The sequence below is a fragment of the Devosia sp. LC5 genome, from assembly GCF_000735585.1.
Taxonomy (GTDB): Bacteria; Pseudomonadota; Alphaproteobacteria; order Rhizobiales; family Devosiaceae; genus Devosia.
The window spans coordinates 12,087-29,915 of sequence record NZ_JNNO01000025.1 but is presented as its reverse complement, the minus strand read 5'-3'; the positions used below and the strand labels follow the sequence as shown (position 1 = coordinate 29,915).

Below are 17,829 nucleotides of genomic sequence, written 5' to 3'. Positions count from 1 at the left end.
CCCCCCCCACCCGCCCCGCACCACCGACCGCCCCGCCCCCCCCGCCAGCCGTTCGATATCCACGGCAAAGGCGCCCGCCACATTGCGCGCCCGCCCATCCCCGCTCAGCCCCACCTGCTGCCGGGTTTTCCTGACGCGCCGCACCAACCCCATCTCGCATTCAAGCCCGGTAAGCCTTGCCAGTTGCTGCGCCAGTTCCGCCGATTGATTGTAGCGCCGCTCGCGTAACCGCGCCGCATGCAGCGGCACCGGCACCAGAATCGGCCGGTCAGCCCATAATTCATGCCCCGCCCCCGCCATCAGCCGCGCGCAGAACCGCGCCAGTTCCGGCCGATCGCCATATTTGAGGCGCGATACCAGCGTGCCCGCCAGATCGTTGTAGACCAGAGCCGCCCGCGCCCGCTCGAAAGGCGGCGGGTCGGCAATCGCCTCGGCCGACAGCGCATCCGGCCCCAGTGCCACCTCGAATGGCAGGCCCAGCACCGGGCAGAGCGGCGCCGTAATCGGCCGCAGCGCGGCAAAACACTTGGCACACAGCGTATCCGCCATGCCTGTCGGTGCATCGCAACACAGGCACACCGGGGGATAAAGCTGATCGAGCAATACCCGTCCAGCCCGCCTGATGCCCATGGCAAGCCGGCTGTGCAAAGGCGTGGTTTTGACAAGCTCGTCCTGGCTCTCCATAACGAGCCATCCTGCCACGCGCGCAAAACCCGGCAATCCCCTTTATGGCCAATCCGCCCAAAATCTTCGACACCGCGCTGATCGCGGCCCATTTGGCCCGCCGCGCGCCCGGCGCCAATAATTTCGTCATGGACCTCGTGCTGGGCGACCTCGAAGACCGGATCGGCACGCTGATCCGCGATTTTCCCCGCGCGCTGATCATCGGCCCCGATATCGATACACTGCCCATCACCGGCCAATCCGCCAGTGCCAGCTTCACCTACCAGCGCCTCGCGGCCTTTGCCGGCCCCGATGACCTGACCGACCTGCCCGAAGGCCCCTTCGATCTCATCGTCTCCCTGCTCCATCTGCAGGCTGTCAACGACGTGCCTGGCTATATCGCCCGCCTGCGCGCGATTCTCGCGCCCGATGGCCTGCTGACCATTGCCGCTTTGGGTGGCGACACGCTCACCGAATTGCGCGAGGCCTTCCTCGCCGCCGATAGCCTGGTCACCGGCGGCGCCTCGGCCCGCGTGGCGCCAATGATCCAGGTGCGCGATGCCGGCGGATTATTGCAGCGCGCCGGACTGGCTCTGCCCGTTGCCGATGTCGAAACCCATATCGTGCGCTACGCCAATCCCTTCGCGCTGATGAGCGAACTCAAAGCCCTGGGTGCGGCCAATCCCCTGGCCGACCGCCCCCGGCGCCTCGCCACCCCTGCCCTGCTCGCCGCCGCCGCCAGCGCCTATGCCGAGCGCGACGCCGACCCCGACGGCCGCATCCGCGCCACCCTCGACATCATCTGGCTCTCCGGCTGGGCCCCGCACGAAAGCCAGCAAAAGCCGCTCAAGCCTGGTAGCGCGACCAGCAGATTGGGCGATGTGCTCAAGGGGTAACTCGCGTTATGCCGTCATCATCCGCAAATCATCGATCAATCCGCTTGGCGTATCGGCTGTCGCAATGACGCCGACGCGTCGCAGCCAGCACCACATCGTCACCCGGTGCAGCAACGTATAATACCAGAGCGCTCCAGCAGGGTCGGGGTGTTCTATTTCGCCATAGCCCGCCAAAATATGCGGCGTGCTGCCTGGCGCGTCATGTTCCGAGCAGAACAGGCACTTGGCCAGATCGACCACCGGATCGGCCGCGCGCGCATTGCCGAAATCAATCAGTCCACTCAACACTAGCTTGCCGCTTTCGTCCTCCACGCCCAGCACATTATTGGGATGCAGGTCATCATGGGCAAAGACTGCCCCTTTGCTAAACGGGACGATGGAATCAAAGCGGGCTTCGGCGATGTCTCGCAGACGCTCGCCAAGTGCCGGCTCCCCACCCATGGCGACAAACCACTCGAACGAATGCGCAATCCTTTTGCATATCGAGGCTTCGTTGGACGCAAGAGGATCAACAATACCCTCCGCGCCAAAGGCGCCATAGGCCGGCATCTTAACTTCATGCAGCGAGCGCAACAATGCGCCGGTCTGGCGATAGAGACTGGCAATATCGAGGTGGTTCTTCAGCGAACCAGCAGCAACCCCAGGCAGGTAGCTGGTAATGGCGAATCCAAATGGCAATTTGGCCCTGCTGTCATCCACGAGCAGATAATGCGCAATGGGCAGGGCCCTATCGCGCAATAGCGCGGCAGCAAAAGCGTCCTTGTCGGGTTTGGTGTGGTCGGCCCGGTAGACCTTGAGGATCACCGGGCGACCGTCCGCGAGGTCCACCTTGAACACGGCGGCGTGCCCGCCGGACAGTTCCGTCACGGCGGTCACCATGCCCAAGTCGAGCCCGGCAAGCGCAGTTTCGATCTGTTCCCGATCCAGCATCACTCCAATCCCTCCCCGCCCGGCATTATGCAAAACAAAAGGCCGGTGTCTCCACCGGCCTTCCATAGTCCTTGAACCAGCCGCTTTAGGCGGCGGCTTCCTCGTCGCTTTCGGCGGCGTCGGCCTTGGTGCGCTTGGGCGACTTGGCCAGGTTCTTTTCGATCAGCTGCACGGCTTCGGTCAGCGTCAGGCGATTGACCGCGCCGATTTCGCGGCTCATGCGGTCCATGGCCTGTTCGAACAGCTGGCGTTCCGAATAGGACTGCTCGGGCTGCTCTTCGGAGCGATAGAGATCGCGCACGACTTCCGAGATGGCGATCAGGTCGCCCGAATTGATCTTGGCTTCGTATTCCTGGGCGCGACGCGACCACATGGTGCGCTTGACGCGGGCACGGCCGGTCACGGTGGTCAGCGCCTGGGTGACCATGTCTTCCTCGGCCAGCTTGCGCATGCCGACCGATTTGATCTTGGCCACAGGCACGCGAAGGGTCAGCTTGTCCTGTTCGAAGCTGATGACGAACAACTCAAGGGTCAGGCCGGCGACTTCTTGTTCCTCGATCGAGACGATCACACCGACGCCATGCGCCGGATAGACGACATACTCGCCGGTCTTGAACCCGAGCCGTGTCTGTACCTTCTTGGCTACCATAGTCTTGGAACTCCTTGTTGACGCCCCAAATGGACGATTCCCCGCGGGAAGGACCGTCCACTCCAAACTCATAGACGCCCAAATCGTGGGCGCAGCGCGCAGCAAAAACCCCATGGCTTTCCAGGTCCGCTTTCCCCGGAGGCCAGGCAACACACCAATGTCGGTCAAAAAAATCGTGCCCTCAGGCACGGGTTGGTGACGGGCTCAACTGCATATCATGAGACCATAGCACAAAATTTCAGCAAAATCAAAAACTACGAATCAATGCCGCCCCAGGCACGCCCGCACATCCGATTCAATGTGACGAGGATGTGGCTGCGGGCTCAATGCCACATTCGTGCACAGGCTATCCACCGATCGCAGCATGAGCACTGAAGCGAAGAGCTTGCGGCTGGGCCGAGACGAAAAGGTCCGTCTCCGAGAACCGGAGCGGAGCGTATATCGGTACGTGAGCACCGGAAGCGCAGGCGACGGGCATTTGCAGCCCGGCATAGCCGCAAGAGCGAGCTTCAGTCGCCTTCGCCGGGTGCCTCTGAGAAGTACTTTGCCAGCTTGCCCTCTTCGCCGTCTTTTTCCTTGGCCTCGGGCAGCGGATCGCGCCGCTCGGTCAGGTTGGGCCACATGGAGGCAAACTTGGTGTTGAGCGCCAGCCATTCGTCGAGCCCGCTTTCGGTATCGGGCTTGATCGCCTCGGCCGGGCATTCAGGCTCGCAGACGCCGCAATCGATACACTCGTCCGGGTGGATGACCAGCATATTCTCGCCTTCGTAGAAACAGTCCACCGGACACACTTCGACGCAGTCGGTATATTTGCAGGCAATGCAATTATCGGTGACGATATAGGTCATCTATTGGGCAGTCCCGAACGATGGTCCGGCGCCGGGAGGGACGGGCCGGATGGTCTCAACGGCTGCGGTGCTAAACCCTTTTGGCTTTCCCTGCAAGATCGTGGCAGGGCAGGGTTTGGCTCGCATCCCGCAATGGCCAGCAAATTTTCCCGCGCCAGCCGATCATCCCCCCGCATGGCGATAGACCAGATCCTCCTTGTCCTGCCTCGGCGCATCCGGATCGAGCCGGGCGCCCAGCCTTTCGGCCAGCATTTGCGAGCGCGCATTGTCCTGATCGACATAGCTCACCAGCGTCGGCAATTTCAGCATGGCAAAGGCCCAATCCCGCATGGCGCGAGCAGCCTCCAGCGCATAGCCTTGGCCTTCATGCGGGCCATAGACGAGCCAGCCCAGCTCCTTTTCGGGGAATAGCGGACCATGATTGATCCCCACCTGCCCCACGCATTCTCCGGTTGAGCGCAGCTCGATCATCAGCGCGCCATGCCCGAACAGGCGCCAGCAGGCAACATCGTGACAAAATGTGAGCCAGGCGCCCCTGGTGTCGAAGGGCCCGCCCATATAGCGCGACCGCGGCGAGGCCAGAAATTGCGCATAATCCGCAAAATCGTCCAGCACCGGCGCACGCAACACCAGCCGCTCGGTGGTGAGGGTGGGAATGTCGCCGAACGACATATTATGCCTCTCCATCCTTGAGCCGGTCCGTATCGCGCCGTTGTTTCTTGGTCGGCCGCCCGGCCCCTTCGTCGCGCGGCGCGATGGCCGCCTCATAGGGCGAGCGCTCGGCCTTGGGCAAGGTTGGAGGCGAAAGATCCTCGTAAAGCGTCATCGCCTCGCTGGCCGGACCCCGCCGCACGCCCGCATCGAGGATTTTCCAAACCATGATGCGGCCGTGGATCGCCATGGTCAGCACGTCGCCCGCGCCAACCTTGTAGTCGCTTTTGTCGGTGCGTTCGGAATTGACGCGGATGGCGCCGGTCTCGATGACCTTCTGCGCCAGCGTGCGCGATTTGAGGGCGCGCGAGAAAAACAGGAACTTGTCGAGCCGTTCCTTGCGAACGGGTATCGGGCTCGTTCCTGTCAATCGCTACTCCGCGCTCTTGTTGCGCAAGGCCGCCAGCTTGGCAAAGGGGCTGTCTGGATCGAACTTGGCCTCGCGCTTTTCCGGCCGCGCATTTTCGAATTTCGGCCGTTCGTCGCGGGGCCGTTCGGTCTTGCGGTTGTCGTTGCGACCGCGACCCTCAAATTTGGGCTTGGGGTTGAGATGCTGGGCCTTGGAAAGGTCCTGCACTTCCCCCTCGGGACGGCGCTTGGCCACCGGCCGTTGCCGGTTCTCGCCCTCGGGACGGCGGCGATGCTCATGCCGCTTGGCCTCGGGCCGCTTGCCGCCGGGGAACCAGACTTCATCGAATTCCGGCTCGGCGGGGGTCGCATCGGCAACCACAGCCGGTTCGGCTTCGACGATTGTCGTCGCCGGAATTTCGGCTTCAAGCGCCACGGGAGCCACTTCTGCCTCGGCCACGACGGCCTCCAGCGGCGCCTCGGCAACAGCATCGACCGATGCCGGATTCTCTGCCAGCACTTCTTCCAGCGCCGGCGCTTCCGCACTGGCTTGCGCGGCCACGGGCGCGGCAACCTTGGGCGTGCGTTTGACGCGATAGCCGAGCGAGCTCAGGATCGAGGCGAAATCCTCGCCCGAACAACCCAGCAGCGAGGTCATCTCGACCGTCACGCGGAAGCCGTTGCCTTCGGCAGCACCCACCGGCACATCGCCCTGATGGCGGCTCGGATCGAGCGCAATCAGCGGCCGGATAATGTCGGCCAGCCGCTCGAGAATATCGACCCGCACCGCCCGCTTGCCCGCCACCTTGAAGCCGGCGACCTCATAGAGCCTGGTATCGACCTCGGGATCGACCAGGAACGAGGTGCGGCCCGAGAGCACGATATGGGGAATGTCGGTCACGCCCGGCTGGCGGATGCCGCCATTTTTCAGCGCAAACAGAATCAGTGCCAGTTCGCGCGGCGCCGGCTTCAGCGCCAGCGGCAGGAAGATGTGATAGGCGCCGAACTTGATGCCCAGCTTGCGCATCTTGCCGCGCACGTCCTGGTCGAGCGCCTTGACCTCGTCGGCCACCTGCGCCCGCGGCAACAGCCCCAGATGCTCGTAAAGCTGGAAGGCAATGCCCCGCGCCGCGCCTTCGATATCGGCCGGCGCTTCCAGCGCCATGACGCTTTCGAGCACGGTATTGATGTGATGGCGCAACCACAGGCTCAACCGATCCTGCACGCGCTCAAGGTCGACGCCGGTCAGCGTTTCGTCGGCCAGAATCAGGATGCGCGGCCGATAGAGCGCATCGCCCTCGATCAGTTCGGCGACGACATCGCCCTTCCAGCGCAGCTTTCCATCGGTCGCCAGCACGAATTCCTCGTTCGGCGCCCCGGCCAGCCGGTCGGCCCGATTGTAGATTTCGGGCGCCACCACGTGATCGGCTGCCGCCCGTAAGCCCTTGGTATCGACGTCCCCGTCATTGCGGGAAAGGGTAAAGCGGAAGCCTTCGAGTGTGCCGATCAGATGGCCTTCCAGCCGAACTTCGCCACGCTCATTGATCTCGGGAGATGCCATACGTTTGTCTTTCAGGTGGCGAAGCAAGACGCTCGTGCGCCGGTCGACGAACCGCTGGGTGAGCCTTTCATGCAGGGCATCGCTCAGGCGGTCTTCAATGTCTCGGGTCTTTTCGCGCCAATGTGAAGGGTCTGCAAGCCAGTTTTTCCGATTGGCGACAAACGTCCAGGTACGGATTTGCTTGATCCGGTTGCTGAGCGTATCGATGTCCCCGCTGGCATTGTCGCAAAAGCGAACCTGCTCGGCAATCCAGTCCTGATCGACCTTTCCATTTCGTTTCAAATCCGAGTAAATTCGGGTGACGATTTCCCCGTGATTGGCCGGAGAAATCCCCTGATAATCAGGGATTTGGCAGCATTCCCACAACAGCCGCGCCCCGTCCAGACCACGCGCCAGCTTGCCCGCCTCGTTGCGCGCCACAAATTCGAGCGCCCGCTGGTCCGTGGCCACCGGAACCCGGGTCAAACTGCGGTTTTCCGGGCTTTGCTCGAGGCTGTCGAGCAGTGCGGGGATGGATGAATAATCTAGTCTATTGTTGCGCCATTGCAGCACTTTAACGGGCTCAAAATCGTGGGTTTCGAGCGCCACGACCATTTCTTCCTCGAATCCCTCGGTGCCCCCGGTCACCCCGAACGTACCATTGCGCGCATGGCGCCCCGCCCGGCCGGCAATCTGCCCCAATTCTGCCGCAGTTAGCGGCCGGCTCTGATGGCCATCGAATTTGGTGTCGTCGGCAAAGGCGACATGGTGGATATCAAGATTGAGCCCCATGCCGATGGCATCGGTCGCCACCAGGAAATCCACATCGCCATTCTGGTAGAGCTCGACCTGCGCATTGCGTGTGCGGGGCGAGAGCGCGCCCATCACCACCGCGGCCCCGCCCCGCTCGCGCCGGATCAGTTCGGCAATGGCATAGACCTGCCGCGCCGAGAAGGCGACGATGGCCGATCGCGTCGGCTGGCGCGAAATCTTCTTGGACCCTGCATAGGTCAGTTGGGAAAAGCGCGGCCGATCCACGATATCGGCATTGGGCAGGAGTTTTCGGATTACCGGCGCCATGGTCGCCGCGCCCAGCAGCAGGGTTTCCTGGCGGCCGCGCGCATTCAGAATCCGATCGGTGAACACATGCCCGCGGTCAAAATCGATTGCTGTCTGGATTTCGTCGATCGCCACGCAATCGACATGGATATCCATCGGCATGGCTTCGACCGTGCAGACCCAATAGCGCGGCCGCGCCGGCACGATTCGCTCTTCCCCCGTGACCAAAGCTACGGCTTGCTCACCGACCCGCTCGACCACCCGCGTATAGACTTCGCGCGCCAGCAAACGCAGCGGCAGCCCGATCATCCCGCTCGGATGGGCCAGCATCCGCTCGATGGCGAAATAGGTCTTGCCGGTATTGGTCGGGCCCAGAATCGCCTTGACCGATTGGTATGGTGCAAAAGTCATCGCCGCCAATGTAGGGGCAGTTCTGTCCGGTTACGAGCCCCCAACAGGCTGTCCCACAAAAGCACACTCCAGACGACAGAAATGTCATCCTGCTTAATGGCGAGAACACGAGGGGAACGAAACAGAACCGAATCGGCGCGACTCGCTGAATCCCGGTTTGTTCTCCACCATCGGTAGTGGGTCGCGGCATCCCGCCCCACCAGAGACGCCCGCGGCAGTTGCGTTTCGGCCGCCAACCGAGCTTTCCTGTTCAACTCGGCTACCAAACCATGAAAATCCGGAAATTTTTGCGATCCGTGAAGCAAAGGTAAACGGCGGCGATACGCAATTTTCTGCTCCGTAGAGATTTCGCCGCCCCATCCCTGCGGGCCTTAGCGCCAGGATTGAGGATATTCCCCATTGACCGTCCCATCGGGGGACAGGGGGGGGGGGCGGAAACGCGATCCAGCTTCCAAGAGCCGCGGAAACATCTATCCCGCCCACCATGTCATCCCCGCGAAAGCGGGGACCTCCGTTGGCTATACCCGAGAAGAAAACAGAGGTTCCCGCTTTCGCGGGAATGACATTGTGGTTTGAATGAACACGAGGTCCGCAGGAGGCGTGGCGAGAACCACAACCAGCCAGGGCAGCACACCCTCCCGTCCCGAAACGGCACAATTCTGCGCCATCAGCCCCGTCCGCGTTCACCCCTGAACCAAACCCGGAACGAACAGGGAAGAAACGGCAGAGAATCAAACAATGCGGCTTTGTTCTCCACCACATCTGGTGGCCCGCGCCATCGCTCGCCCACTAGCCGGCAGCGCTACCACCGAAAACCCGCCCGCTCTCCGCCAAACCCGTTCAACTCCATCACCAAAGCATGAAGATTGCCCGTTTTCGGCCAGGTCTGAACGAAACGCTAATCGCAAAAAGCATAAGGGCTGCACCGGTTTAACAACGCAGCCCCCACAAATGCCCGGCCTTGGGCCGCGATCTTGGCAAAAAACCCGTTGACCGTATCGAAACGGGACGAAACGTCAGGGTTTCATACTGGTCAGCACCATGGAGAGATCCCCCATATTGGTGCCCAGCAACACGCGATAGGGCACGAAATAGCCCGTCTGGCCCAGCGGCGCGTACCACATCAGGATGCGGCTCTTGTCGGCCAGGTAATTGGTGATTTCGGACTCGGTGAAATGCCCCGAGATTGGCTGGTAATCGAGACTGCATACCACGACCGGCCCCTGATAGCCCGTGCGCGGCGAGGTGGCTTCATCCTCCCCGGCATAGCTCATGGCGATGTTGAAGCGCTCAACCCCGGTAAAGATATTGAGCTTGCGCTGGCACAGCCCCTTGTCGAGCGCCCCGCCCTTGACGACGAAGGCCGAGAGGAAATCGCCGACGCCGGTCAGATGCCGGCGTTCCAGCGGTACCCGGTCATAGGTATCGGTGATCGGCGGCTCGACCTTGAAGGCGCTGACCTCGCCGCCGGCAAAGGACACATCCACGCCAAAGGCCTCGCCATTGGCCCGCGTTTTCAGATTAAAGCTCTGCGACACCAGCCCATTGGCCGAACTGCCCGAGGCATGGGCGCTGGCCGTGCCGCTGGCCACCACCGCACCCATTCCCGCTACATTGGCGGAAAGATCGAGCGCATAGCGCGATCCAGTGTCGCCGAGTTCGACATCCATCATGGCGATATTGATGCCGCCCAGGGTCAGCACATAGCTGGCCCGGGCATCCACCTGTTGGGCCAGAGCGGGCGTTGCAGCCAGAAGGGCCATTGCGGCGAAAGCGGAACGGAAATAGGTCACGGGCGCGTCGTCTCAACACTTTGGGGGCGAGCAGGCAGGCCCGGACGCCGCAGCGAATCACTATTAATGATGAAATTGCCGTGCCCTTGTGGCCCATGCAAGGCAATCACGGGCGTTTGCGGGCGCTGTCTTCTTGACGCGCCCCCCCCTTTTCTCTAAAGAGCGGCCAAGATTTCACAACAATCGAGGCCCGTCGCGGTATTGAGCCGCCACGCAGGACCTTTACACAAATTAGGATATCTCCAAATGGCACGTCGCTGTGAACTGACTGGCAAGGGCGTAATGACCGGGAACAATGTGTCCCACGCGCTCAACCGCACCCGCCGCCGCTTCCTCCCCAACCTGCTCAACGTGACGCTGATTTCGGACGCGCTGAACCGTCCGGTCAAGCTGCGCATCTCGGCTGCGGCCCTGCGCACCGTCGAGCACCGCGGTGGTCTCGACGCCTTCCTGCTCAAGCAGGACGACGCGACCCTGTCGACCCTGGCCCAGGGTATCAAGAAGGAAGTTCGCGCCGCTCTCGCTGCTGCCTAAGCGAACGGCCGGCCTATAAGAATTAGCCGCGTGGATGATGTGCCCACGCGGTTTTGTTTTGCGCTATGATGGCCAAGACAAACATCCGCGCCGGTCTGCTGCCGGGCCGCGGTTACATTGAGGTGCATTCTGATGCTTGCTCGTTTCCTGGCGGCCGTTGCCGCCATGGTCGTGGTCGTGGCCGCGTCCAATATCCTGGTGCTGTTTCCGCTGCAGGTCCAGCTCGGCTCGGTCAACCTGGCCGATCTTCTGACCTGGGGCGCCTTCACCTTCCCCTTTGCCTTCCTCGTCACCGACCTCACCAACCGCTATGACGGCCCGCGCAATGCCCGGCTCGTCGTGCTGGTGGGCTTCCTCGTCGGCCTGGTTCTGTCATTCTATCTCAGCTATCATCCGCTGCCCTGGAATGCCGAAGGCGGCCCCGCCACCACCCAGCGCATTGCCCTTGCTTCGGCGACGGCTTTCCTCATCGGCCAATTGCTCGACATTGCCGTCTTCTCGCGCCTGCGCGCCGCCAAAGCCTGGTTCCTGCCCCCCTTGGCCGGCTCGCTGTTCGGCTCGCTGATCGATACCGCGATCTTCTTCACTGTCGCTTTCGCCCCGGCTCTGGTCGGGATCGACCTGCTGTTCGGCCTGGCCGATGGCTCGCTCGCCTTCCCCGCCCCATGGCTCGGCATCGGCCCCGAAGTCCCGCTCTGGATCTCGCTGGCCTCCGGCGATTTCCTGGTAAAATTCCTCGCCGCCCTGCTGCTGCTGGCCCCCTACCGCGCCCTGATGGGCCGGATCATGCCCCTCCCGCCACTCGCCCCGCGGGCGTAAGGCTGGGGGCTTTCGACCACCGCCCCATTCCCACCGTCATCACCCGGCTCGTCCGGGTGATCCATCTTTCAGTGCTGGTGGAGGCATGGATTGCCCGGACGAGCCGGGCAATGACGGCGGTACTGGGTCTAGTGCCAAAGTTAATTGGGCACCCCAAACTCCAGCAACAGGCTCCGCTGCCAGTCGTTGAAATTATTGTCCGACCCGATGACGATCCGCACCTCGCCATCGGCCGCCGTATACACCGCCATCGACTCCATATTGTCGACCTCCCCGCCCCCGGCCGAGAGCAACACTTCGCCCGCCATCGCATTGCCGGCCCGCACTTCGGCCGCCGGCACGCGGCGCAGCGCCATGGAAAATGTCAGGAACGACACGCCGCGTTCGAGTACCAAAAGGTCCCCATTGGGCAGGAAGGCGCATTCAGTGGGGTCGGCCGCCGCACTTGAGCGATAGCTCACCGGCCCTTTGTCGTTCTGCCCCAACAGCCACCCGCGATGATTGCCGTCCGCGTCGATCGCGCCCTCGTTGAGCAACAGCGTCGATCCCGCAATCGGGGAACCGGCCGGCGCCACGCATACCGATTCCAGTGTGCCATTGGTCCGCAATTCACCGAGCCAATCGGGGGTCGGCACCTCGCGCGCAGCCCCACCCGGCACACCATCGCTCAGCGCAAAATCGGCCACCCGCGTCAAATGCTCGAACCCCACCCGCACCGCGACCGGCAGCCCGTTGCGATAAACGGTATCCACTGACTCGGCATCCCGCGCATATTGCCGGGGCAGCGGATCACCCTTGGAATTGCGTATCGGCTCAATGGTGACGCCGATAAAGCCGAACAAGCGGTTCGCGTCGTCATAGGCCAATTGCCCGGAGACGAAATTGCCGCGATCGCTGACAAACACCGCGCGATGGTCCGGTCCGGTAAAGGTCAGCCCGGAAAGCCCGCCAAACGTGTCCTCCTGACTGACCATGGCGATACCGCCCCGCCAGATCAGCTTATCCACCTTCTGGTCGAGCGCGCTCTCCTTGAAGCGGGTGATCTGGACGGCGCTGACGGTCACCTCGGCGGCTGTGGCAGGCTGCATGCCCACCAGCAGCGCGGCGATGCAGCCAGCAGCAAGCCATCTCATCCGCGGCCGCGCCGGCGCGATTGGGCGGGCGGCTCTTCATCGAACAAGGCCGCCAGCTCATCAGTCAGCGCCCCGGCCAATTCTTCCGCATCGAGCAGCGTCACCGCCCGGCGATAATAGCGGGTCACGTCATGCCCGATGCCCACCGCCACCAACTGGATGGGCGAGCGCGTTTCGATATCCTCGATCACCTGGCGCAAATGGGCTTCCAGGTAATTGCCGGCATTGACGCTTTGAGTTGAATCATCGACCGGCGCGCCATCGGAAATCACCATCAGGATACGCCGCGCCTCGGGCCGGGCCATCAGCCGCTTGCGCGCCCATTCCAGCGCCTCGCCATCGATATTTTCCTTGAGCAGCCCTTCGCGCATCATCAGGCCGAGATTCCGCCGCGCATGCCGCCAAGGTTCGTCCGCTGCCTTGTAGATGATGTGGCGCACATCGTTGACGCGCCCGGGATTGGCCGGGCGATTGGCCTCGAGCCAAGCCTCACGGCTCTTGCCGCCCTTCCAGGCGCGGGTGGTGAAGCCCAGGATCTCGACCTTGACGCCACAGCGCTCCAGCGTGCGGGCAAGAATATCGCCGCAGATCGCCGCAATGGTGATCGGCCGCCCGCGCATCGAGCCCGAATTGTCGATCAGGAGCGTCACGATCGTGTCGCGGAAATCGGTGTCGTTCTCCACCTTGAAGCTGAGCGCCTGCATCGGATCGGTCACCACGCGGGTCAACCGCGCCGTGTCCAGCAGCCCTTCCTCCAGATCGAACTGCCAGCTCCGATTCTGCTTGGCCATCAGCCGCCGCTGCAGCTTGTTGGCCAGCCGCGCCACCGCACCGGCCAGATTTTCCAGCTGCTTGTCGAGCAGCGCCCGCAACTGATCCAATTCGTCCGGCGGGCACAATTCGGCCGCCTTGACGATCTCGTCGAACTTGGTGGTGAACACCTTGTACTGGAACTGGTTGGAGAGGCGCTCCCCGCCATCCTTGGCAGGCGGGGGCATGGGCGCGTCCTCGCCCGCTTCGGCGGCCGCGTCCTCATCGGTGTCGGCCATGTCCGATTCCATGCCCTCGACGTCGCCGGTTTCTTCCGACTCGCCGGCCTGCTGGTCCTGATCGGCATCCGAGCTTTCGTTCTCGCCCTCGCCCTGCTCCGGCGCCTTGTCCGAGCTATCCCCGGCATCGGGTTCCTGATTGTCGTCGCTTTCCTCGTCGGAGGCGTCCGGATCATCCAGCTCGCTTTCGGGCACCAGGTTGAGGTCGCGCAGCAGCGCCTTGGCGGCCTTGGAAAACTCGTCCTGGTTCTCGTAGCGCGTCAGCAGATCGTCGAGCGACTTGCCACCCTTGTCCTCGATCTCCTTGCGCCACAGATCGACCAGCGCATGCCCCGAAGGCGGCACCGGCACCCCTGCCAGCTTCTCGCGCAGCAACAGCCCCAGGGCCTCGGCAATGGGCGCATCGCCCTTGTCATCGACCTCGGCGAAATTGGCGCGGAACAGCCGATCTTCCAGCATTTCCCCGATATTGCCCACCATGCCCGGCATGCGCACACAGCCCAAAGCCTCGACCCGCGCCTGTTCCAGCGCATCGAACGCCGCCCTTGCCATGGGATCCATGGGGCTGCGCTTGCGGTGGGTTTCGGGATCGTGGCTGGCCAGCCGCATCGCCATGGCGTCGCCCTGCCCGCGGGCAATGGCGACGTCACGCCTTGTCGGCAGCCGCGGCAGATTGGCCAGGCGCGCCTTGTCCGAAGTCAGCAGCGGCCGGTCGGAGGTGAAGCTCACTTCCAGATCCGCCCGGCCGCCAATGGCGCGCACGGTCGCCCCCATGGCCGATTTGAAGACCTGGGTCTGGTCGGGTCTGTTGGCTTTGCTGCGCGGTACTTGTGCCATGGGTCTATCGGTTCATGTTGTGACCGGGAAGGAAGGCCCCCTCACCCGGCCCTTTGGGCCGACCTCTCCCCCAAAGGGAGAGGTGAAGTTGTGGCACGCTCAGTGCCCTTCTCACCTCTCCCTTTGGGGGAGAGGTCCCGCGTAGCGGCGGGTGAGGGGGCCTTGACCTAAGCCGTCACCGCCAGATTGGCCGAGCTTTCCGGCAGGTCTTCCCCGAACACGCGCTGATAGAACTCGGCCACCACGGGGCGCTCGAGCTCGTCACATTTGTTGAGGAAGGTCAGCCGGAACGCAAAACCGGTATCGCCCCCGAAAATCTGCGTGTTCTCGGCCCAGGTAATTACCGTACGCGGGCTCATCACGGTGGACAGGTCCCCATTGATGAACGCCTGACGCGTCAAATCGGCCAGCCGCACCATGTTGGAAATGAGCTTCATGCCCTTCTCGGTCTCGCCATAGCCTTTATTCTTGGCCAGAACGATGCCGACTTCCTTGTCATGCGGCAGATAATTGAGCGTGGTGACCAGACTCCAGCGGTCCATCTGACCCTGGTTGATCTGCTGGGTGCCGTGATAGAGCCCCGACGTATCGCCCAGACCGATCGTATTGGTGGTCGAGAACAGGCGGAATGCCGGATGGGGCACAATCACGCGGTTCTGGTCGAGCAGGGTCAATCGACCCGCCACTTCCAGCACGCGCTGGATCACGAACATCACGTCGGGACGGCCCGCGTCATATTCATCGAACACCAGCGCGACGTTGTTCTGCACCGCCCATGGCAGGATGCCATCGCGGAATTCGGTGATCTGCTTGCCGTCCTTGAGCACGATCGCGTCCTTGCCGACCAGATCGATCCGGGACACATGGCTGTCAAGGTTGACGCGCACCAGCGGCCAGTTCAGCCGCGCCGCGACCTGCTCGATATGGGTCGATTTACCCGTGCCGTGATAGCCCTGCACCATGACGCGGCGGTTGAACGCAAAGCCGGCCAGGATCGCCAGGGTCGTGTTGCGATCGAACAGGTAATCCGGGTCGATCGGGGGCACATGGCTGGTGCGTTCGGCATAGCCCTTGACCACCATGTCGGTGTCGATCCCGAACAGGTCCCGGGCCTTGTAGTCGGTGTCGGGCAGATTGCTGAATTCACTCATTGGAGGGCTCTTGCAGGAAGGAGAGAAAATCGAGGCGGGAGAACGAAAAGACGGGCGCTCTATAGCAGCAATGTGACAAGGGGGGTAGCCGTGGATTGCTCACCCCTGCCTCTCGTGACGCGTTCGGTCAGGGAGAGTCGAAAATGGTGGTTTTCGAGAACCGGAGCGGAGCGTACATGAGTACGTGAGCACCGGAAGCGCAGAAAACTGCCATTTGCAGGCCTCCCTCACCGAACTCAACTACTTTGCGACGAAGCCCGCCTTTTTGAGATGCGAGTAGGCCGCGATGATGGTGCGCAGCCTGTCCTCGGAGGATTTGTCGCCACCATTGGCATCGGGGTGATGGATCTTGACCAGGGTCTTGTAGGCGGCCTTGATCTCGTCCGATTTGGCGTGGCCCATAATGCCCAGCGTTTCGAGCGCCCGCCGGTCCGGCTCATGCAATGGTTTGACGCGTTCGGAGGCCGGCGTCTGCGCCTGCCGATGCCGGTAGCGCGCAAACACCCCGAACGGGTCGCCATATTTATCGCCCGGCCGCAGGCCCGCCGTGCTGGCCGGCCGTGCGCCCGCCTGGCCCGTCGCAAAACTCTTGCGGGTGTCGGCCTTGGGCGGGGCATGCAGCGCCTCTTCCAGCTCGTCCTTCTCCATGCCGGCGAAGAAATTGAACGCGGTATTGTAGTGGCGCACATGCTCGAGGCAAAAATGGTGATACTGCCCCTCGTTGCGATGCCCCTTGGGTGCCTTGTGCGTGCCGGGCCGGTCACAGCCTTCCCAGTCGCAAATCTGCTCCACCGGCGCGGGCTTTTCTTCCCGGCGCGGCCTGATGCGAATGTTATCGAACAGCTTGGATTGCAGTTTCATTCTCGCCTAGTTACTTGCCAATAGACCAAAGGAACCTGCCATTATGTCCGCCAGACAGACCATCATAGCCAAGCTCACCGCTAAATTTGCCCCCGCTTTCCTCGATGTGATCGACGAGTCGAGCCAGCATCATGGTCACGCCGGGTGGCGGGAGGGTGGTGAAACCCATTTTCGTGTCAGAATCGCGACCCGTCATTTTGACGGTCTAAGCCGCGTTGCGCAACACCGCGCGGTCATGGACGCGCTCGAAAGCGAACTCAAAGGCCCGGTGCATGCCCTCGCCATCGACGTTTTGCCGGTGGATGGGTCGTTTTAGCACGTCTACCCTCGCCCCTTGTGGGAGAGGGACAGATCATTCTTCGTTCAGAAGAATGATCAGGGTGAGGGGTACTGAGCCATCCCCTCGCTTCAATGTCAGCGGAGGCAACCCCTCATCCGCCCTTCGGGCACCTTCTCCCACAAGGGGAGAAGGAAGAAAAGCCTACCGCATGTCATCCAGAAATGCCGACACCGCTTCCGGCGCCACGCCTTTTTCGATGAAGGCCTTGCCGATGCCGCGCGTCAGGATGAAGGTCAGCGCCCCGCGTGAGACCTTCTTGTCCTGCGCAATGGCCGCCATCAAACTCTCGGTCGAGCCGAGCCCGCCTTCAATATCACCCAATATGGTTGGCAGGCCCGCATTTTTCAAATGCGCTGCAATCCGCCCGGTATCCTGGCTCGGCGCCAGGCCCAGCCTGGCCGAAAAACCATGCGCCAGCACCATGCCGATGCTAACACCCTCGCCATGCAGCAGGCGGTCGGAATAGCCGGTATCCTTTTCCAGCGCATGCCCGAAAGTATGCCCCAGATTGAGCAGCGCGCGAACGCCCAGTTCCTTCTCGTCCTCGATCACCACCCGCGCCTTATGCGCGCAGCAACGGGCAATCGCCTCGCCCCGCGCCGGCCCCCCGGCAAAAATCTCTTCGCGCTTTTCCTCGAGCCAGAAGAAGAAATCCTCGTCGTCGATCAGCCCATATTTGACCACTTCGGCATAGCCAGAGGCAAATTGGCGCGGCGCCAAAGTGTCGAGCGTCGATAAATCCGCCAGCACCAGCCGGGGCTGATGAAAGGCCCCGATCAAATTCTTGCCATGGGACGAATTGATCCCGGTCTTGCCGCCCACCGAGCTGTCGACCTGCGCCAGAAGCGAAGTCGGCATCTGCACGAAATCCATGCCGCGCCGCGCAATCGAAGCAGCAAACCCGGCCAGATCCCCGATCACCCCGCCACCCAGCGCGATCACCAGATCGCCCCGCTCGAGCCGCGCCGCCAATATGCCCTCGACGGCTGCCTGCAAGCCGGGCCAGCCCTTGGTGCTTTCGCCGGCCGGCAATACGATCTCGCTATGGCCCAACCTGGCCGCATCCAACGAAGCGATCAGCCGCGGCAATTGCGCCTTGGCCACGTTTTCGTCGGTGATAATGCCAAAGCGCCTGCCGGGGAAGCGCTCGGCCAGGATCGGCCCGGCTTCCTCGATCACCCGGTCGCCGATCAGAATGTCATAGGCGCGCTCGCCCAGTGCTACGTGAACCTTGTGGGCGATATCGGCCATGAGCAA

At 62.6% G+C, this 17,829-nt stretch carries 17 protein-coding genes; 4 read left to right on the top strand and 13 right to left on the bottom strand.

Annotation, left to right across the window (positions count from 1 at the left end):
- A partial coding sequence (locus tag FF80_RS13825) for a ComF family protein (RefSeq protein ID WP_052153583.1) occupies nt 1-684 on the bottom strand: 684 nt, incomplete at its 3' end.
- A gap of 44 nt (nt 685-728) precedes the next feature.
- Between FF80_RS13825 and FF80_RS13820 the strand changes: the two genes are divergently transcribed.
- Complete coding sequence (locus FF80_RS13820) at nt 729-1,559, top strand: methyltransferase domain-containing protein (RefSeq protein ID WP_035101540.1); 831 nt, start codon at nt 729-731, stop codon at nt 1,557-1,559.
- Nucleotides 1,560-1,565: 6 nt separating this feature from the next.
- Here FF80_RS13820 and FF80_RS13815 read toward each other — a convergent pair whose 3' ends face one another.
- The 7 genes from FF80_RS13815 to FF80_RS13785 all read right to left on the bottom strand — a co-directional run bounded on the left by FF80_RS13815 (nt 1,566) and on the right by FF80_RS13785 (nt 9,848).
- Nucleotides 1,566-2,489, bottom strand: a complete 924-nt coding sequence (locus tag FF80_RS13815) for an aminoglycoside phosphotransferase family protein (RefSeq protein WP_052153582.1) — start codon at nt 2,487-2,489, stop codon at nt 1,566-1,568.
- A gap of 85 nt (nt 2,490-2,574) precedes the next feature.
- The gene (locus FF80_RS13810) at nt 2,575-3,138 is read right to left on the bottom strand and encodes a CarD family transcriptional regulator (protein ID WP_035101539.1); all 564 of its coding nucleotides are present in this window, start codon (nt 3,136-3,138) and stop codon (nt 2,575-2,577) included.
- Nucleotides 3,139-3,647: 509 nt separating this feature from the next.
- Nucleotides 3,648-3,986, bottom strand: a complete 339-nt coding sequence (fdxA, locus tag FF80_RS13805) for a ferredoxin FdxA (protein WP_035101538.1) — start codon at nt 3,984-3,986, stop codon at nt 3,648-3,650.
- 162 nt (nt 3,987-4,148) lie between these two features.
- Complete coding sequence (locus FF80_RS13800) at nt 4,149-4,658, bottom strand: GNAT family N-acetyltransferase (RefSeq protein ID WP_035101537.1); 510 nt, start codon at nt 4,656-4,658, stop codon at nt 4,149-4,151.
- Nucleotide 4,659: 1 nt separating this feature from the next.
- On the bottom strand, nt 4,660-5,067 hold the full coding sequence (locus FF80_RS13795; RefSeq protein WP_152558383.1) for an RNA-binding S4 domain-containing protein: 408 nt from the start codon (nt 5,065-5,067) through the stop codon (nt 4,660-4,662).
- Between the two features lie 3 nt (nt 5,068-5,070).
- A complete protein-coding gene (locus FF80_RS13790; protein ID WP_035101535.1) occupies nt 5,071-8,055 on the bottom strand; it encodes a helicase-related protein in 2,985 nt (994 codons plus the stop codon).
- 1,016 nt (nt 8,056-9,071) lie between these two features.
- Nucleotides 9,072-9,848, bottom strand: coding sequence for a DUF3108 domain-containing protein (locus tag FF80_RS13785; RefSeq protein ID WP_035101534.1), 777 nt, complete (start codon nt 9,846-9,848; stop codon nt 9,072-9,074).
- 246 nt (nt 9,849-10,094) lie between these two features.
- Between FF80_RS13785 and rpmB the strand changes: the two genes are divergently transcribed.
- Together rpmB and FF80_RS13775 are read left to right on the top strand one after the other, a co-directional pair.
- Nucleotides 10,095-10,382 (top strand): 50S ribosomal protein L28, encoded by a 288-nt coding sequence (rpmB, locus tag FF80_RS13780; protein WP_035101533.1) that lies wholly within the window; start codon nt 10,095-10,097, stop codon nt 10,380-10,382.
- Nucleotides 10,383-10,514: 132 nt separating this feature from the next.
- Nucleotides 10,515-11,201: a queuosine precursor transporter gene (locus FF80_RS13775; protein ID WP_035101532.1), complete on the top strand. Its 687-nt coding sequence runs from the start codon at nt 10,515-10,517 to the stop codon at nt 11,199-11,201.
- A gap of 140 nt (nt 11,202-11,341) precedes the next feature.
- On the opposite strand, the gene FF80_RS21045 is transcribed toward FF80_RS13775, so the two are convergent.
- The 4 genes from FF80_RS21045 to FF80_RS13755 form a co-directional block, all read right to left on the bottom strand.
- Entirely contained in the window at nt 11,342-12,334 is a 993-nt protein-coding gene (locus FF80_RS21045; RefSeq protein WP_052153581.1) for an esterase-like activity of phytase family protein, read from the bottom strand.
- Nucleotides 12,331-14,220, bottom strand: coding sequence for a cobaltochelatase subunit CobT (gene cobT, locus FF80_RS13765; protein WP_035101530.1), 1,890 nt, complete (start codon nt 14,218-14,220; stop codon nt 12,331-12,333). Before cobT ends, FF80_RS21045 begins: the two co-directional genes overlap by 4 nt.
- A gap of 167 nt (nt 14,221-14,387) precedes the next feature.
- Entirely contained in the window at nt 14,388-15,371 is a 984-nt protein-coding gene (gene cobS, locus FF80_RS13760; protein WP_035101528.1) for a cobaltochelatase subunit CobS, read from the bottom strand.
- Nucleotides 15,372-15,611: 240 nt separating this feature from the next.
- Nucleotides 15,612-16,232 (bottom strand): DnaJ domain-containing protein, encoded by a 621-nt coding sequence (locus tag FF80_RS13755; protein WP_035101527.1) that lies wholly within the window; start codon nt 16,230-16,232, stop codon nt 15,612-15,614.
- Nucleotides 16,233-16,275: 43 nt separating this feature from the next.
- On the opposite strand from FF80_RS13755, the gene FF80_RS13750 reads away from it, so the two are divergent.
- A complete protein-coding gene (locus tag FF80_RS13750; RefSeq protein ID WP_035101525.1) occupies nt 16,276-16,548 on the top strand; it encodes a BolA family protein in 273 nt (90 codons plus the stop codon).
- Between the two features lie 165 nt (nt 16,549-16,713).
- Here FF80_RS13750 and aroB read toward each other — a convergent pair whose 3' ends face one another.
- Entirely contained in the window at nt 16,714-17,823 is a 1,110-nt protein-coding gene (gene aroB, locus FF80_RS13745) for a 3-dehydroquinate synthase (RefSeq protein WP_035101523.1), read from the bottom strand.
- Between the last annotated feature and the right edge of the window lie 6 nt (nt 17,824-17,829).

Excerpts from the sequence above, each read along its gene's own strand:
- FF80_RS13820 (WP_035101540.1), top strand. The coding sequence starts at position 729 with ATGGCCAATCCGCCCAAAATCTTCGACACCGCGCTGATCGCGGCCCAT.
- FF80_RS13815 (WP_052153582.1), bottom strand. The coding sequence starts at position 2,489 with ATGCTGGATCGGGAACAGATCGAAACTGCGCTTGCCGGGCTCGACTTG.
- FF80_RS13810 (WP_035101539.1), bottom strand. The coding sequence starts at position 3,138 with ATGGTAGCCAAGAAGGTACAGACACGGCTCGGGTTCAAGACCGGCGAG.
- fdxA (WP_035101538.1), bottom strand. The coding sequence starts at position 3,986 with ATGACCTATATCGTCACCGATAATTGCATTGCCTGCAAATATACCGAC.
- FF80_RS13800 (WP_035101537.1), bottom strand. The coding sequence starts at position 4,658 with ATGTCGTTCGGCGACATTCCCACCCTCACCACCGAGCGGCTGGTGTTG.
- FF80_RS13790 (WP_035101535.1), bottom strand. The coding sequence starts at position 8,055 with ATGACTTTTGCACCATACCAATCGGTCAAGGCGATTCTGGGCCCGACC.
- rpmB (WP_035101533.1), top strand. The coding sequence starts at position 10,095 with ATGGCACGTCGCTGTGAACTGACTGGCAAGGGCGTAATGACCGGGAAC.
- FF80_RS13775 (WP_035101532.1), top strand. The coding sequence starts at position 10,515 with ATGCTTGCTCGTTTCCTGGCGGCCGTTGCCGCCATGGTCGTGGTCGTG.
- FF80_RS21045 (WP_052153581.1), bottom strand. The coding sequence starts at position 12,334 with ATGAGATGGCTTGCTGCTGGCTGCATCGCCGCGCTGCTGGTGGGCATG.
- cobT (WP_035101530.1), bottom strand. The coding sequence starts at position 14,220 with ATGGCACAAGTACCGCGCAGCAAAGCCAACAGACCCGACCAGACCCAG.
- cobS (WP_035101528.1), bottom strand. The coding sequence starts at position 15,371 with ATGAGTGAATTCAGCAATCTGCCCGACACCGACTACAAGGCCCGGGAC.
- FF80_RS13755 (WP_035101527.1), bottom strand. The coding sequence starts at position 16,232 with ATGAAACTGCAATCCAAGCTGTTCGATAACATTCGCATCAGGCCGCGC.
- FF80_RS13750 (WP_035101525.1), top strand. The coding sequence starts at position 16,276 with ATGTCCGCCAGACAGACCATCATAGCCAAGCTCACCGCTAAATTTGCC.
- aroB (WP_035101523.1), bottom strand. The coding sequence starts at position 17,823 with ATGGCCGATATCGCCCACAAGGTTCACGTAGCACTGGGCGAGCGCGCC.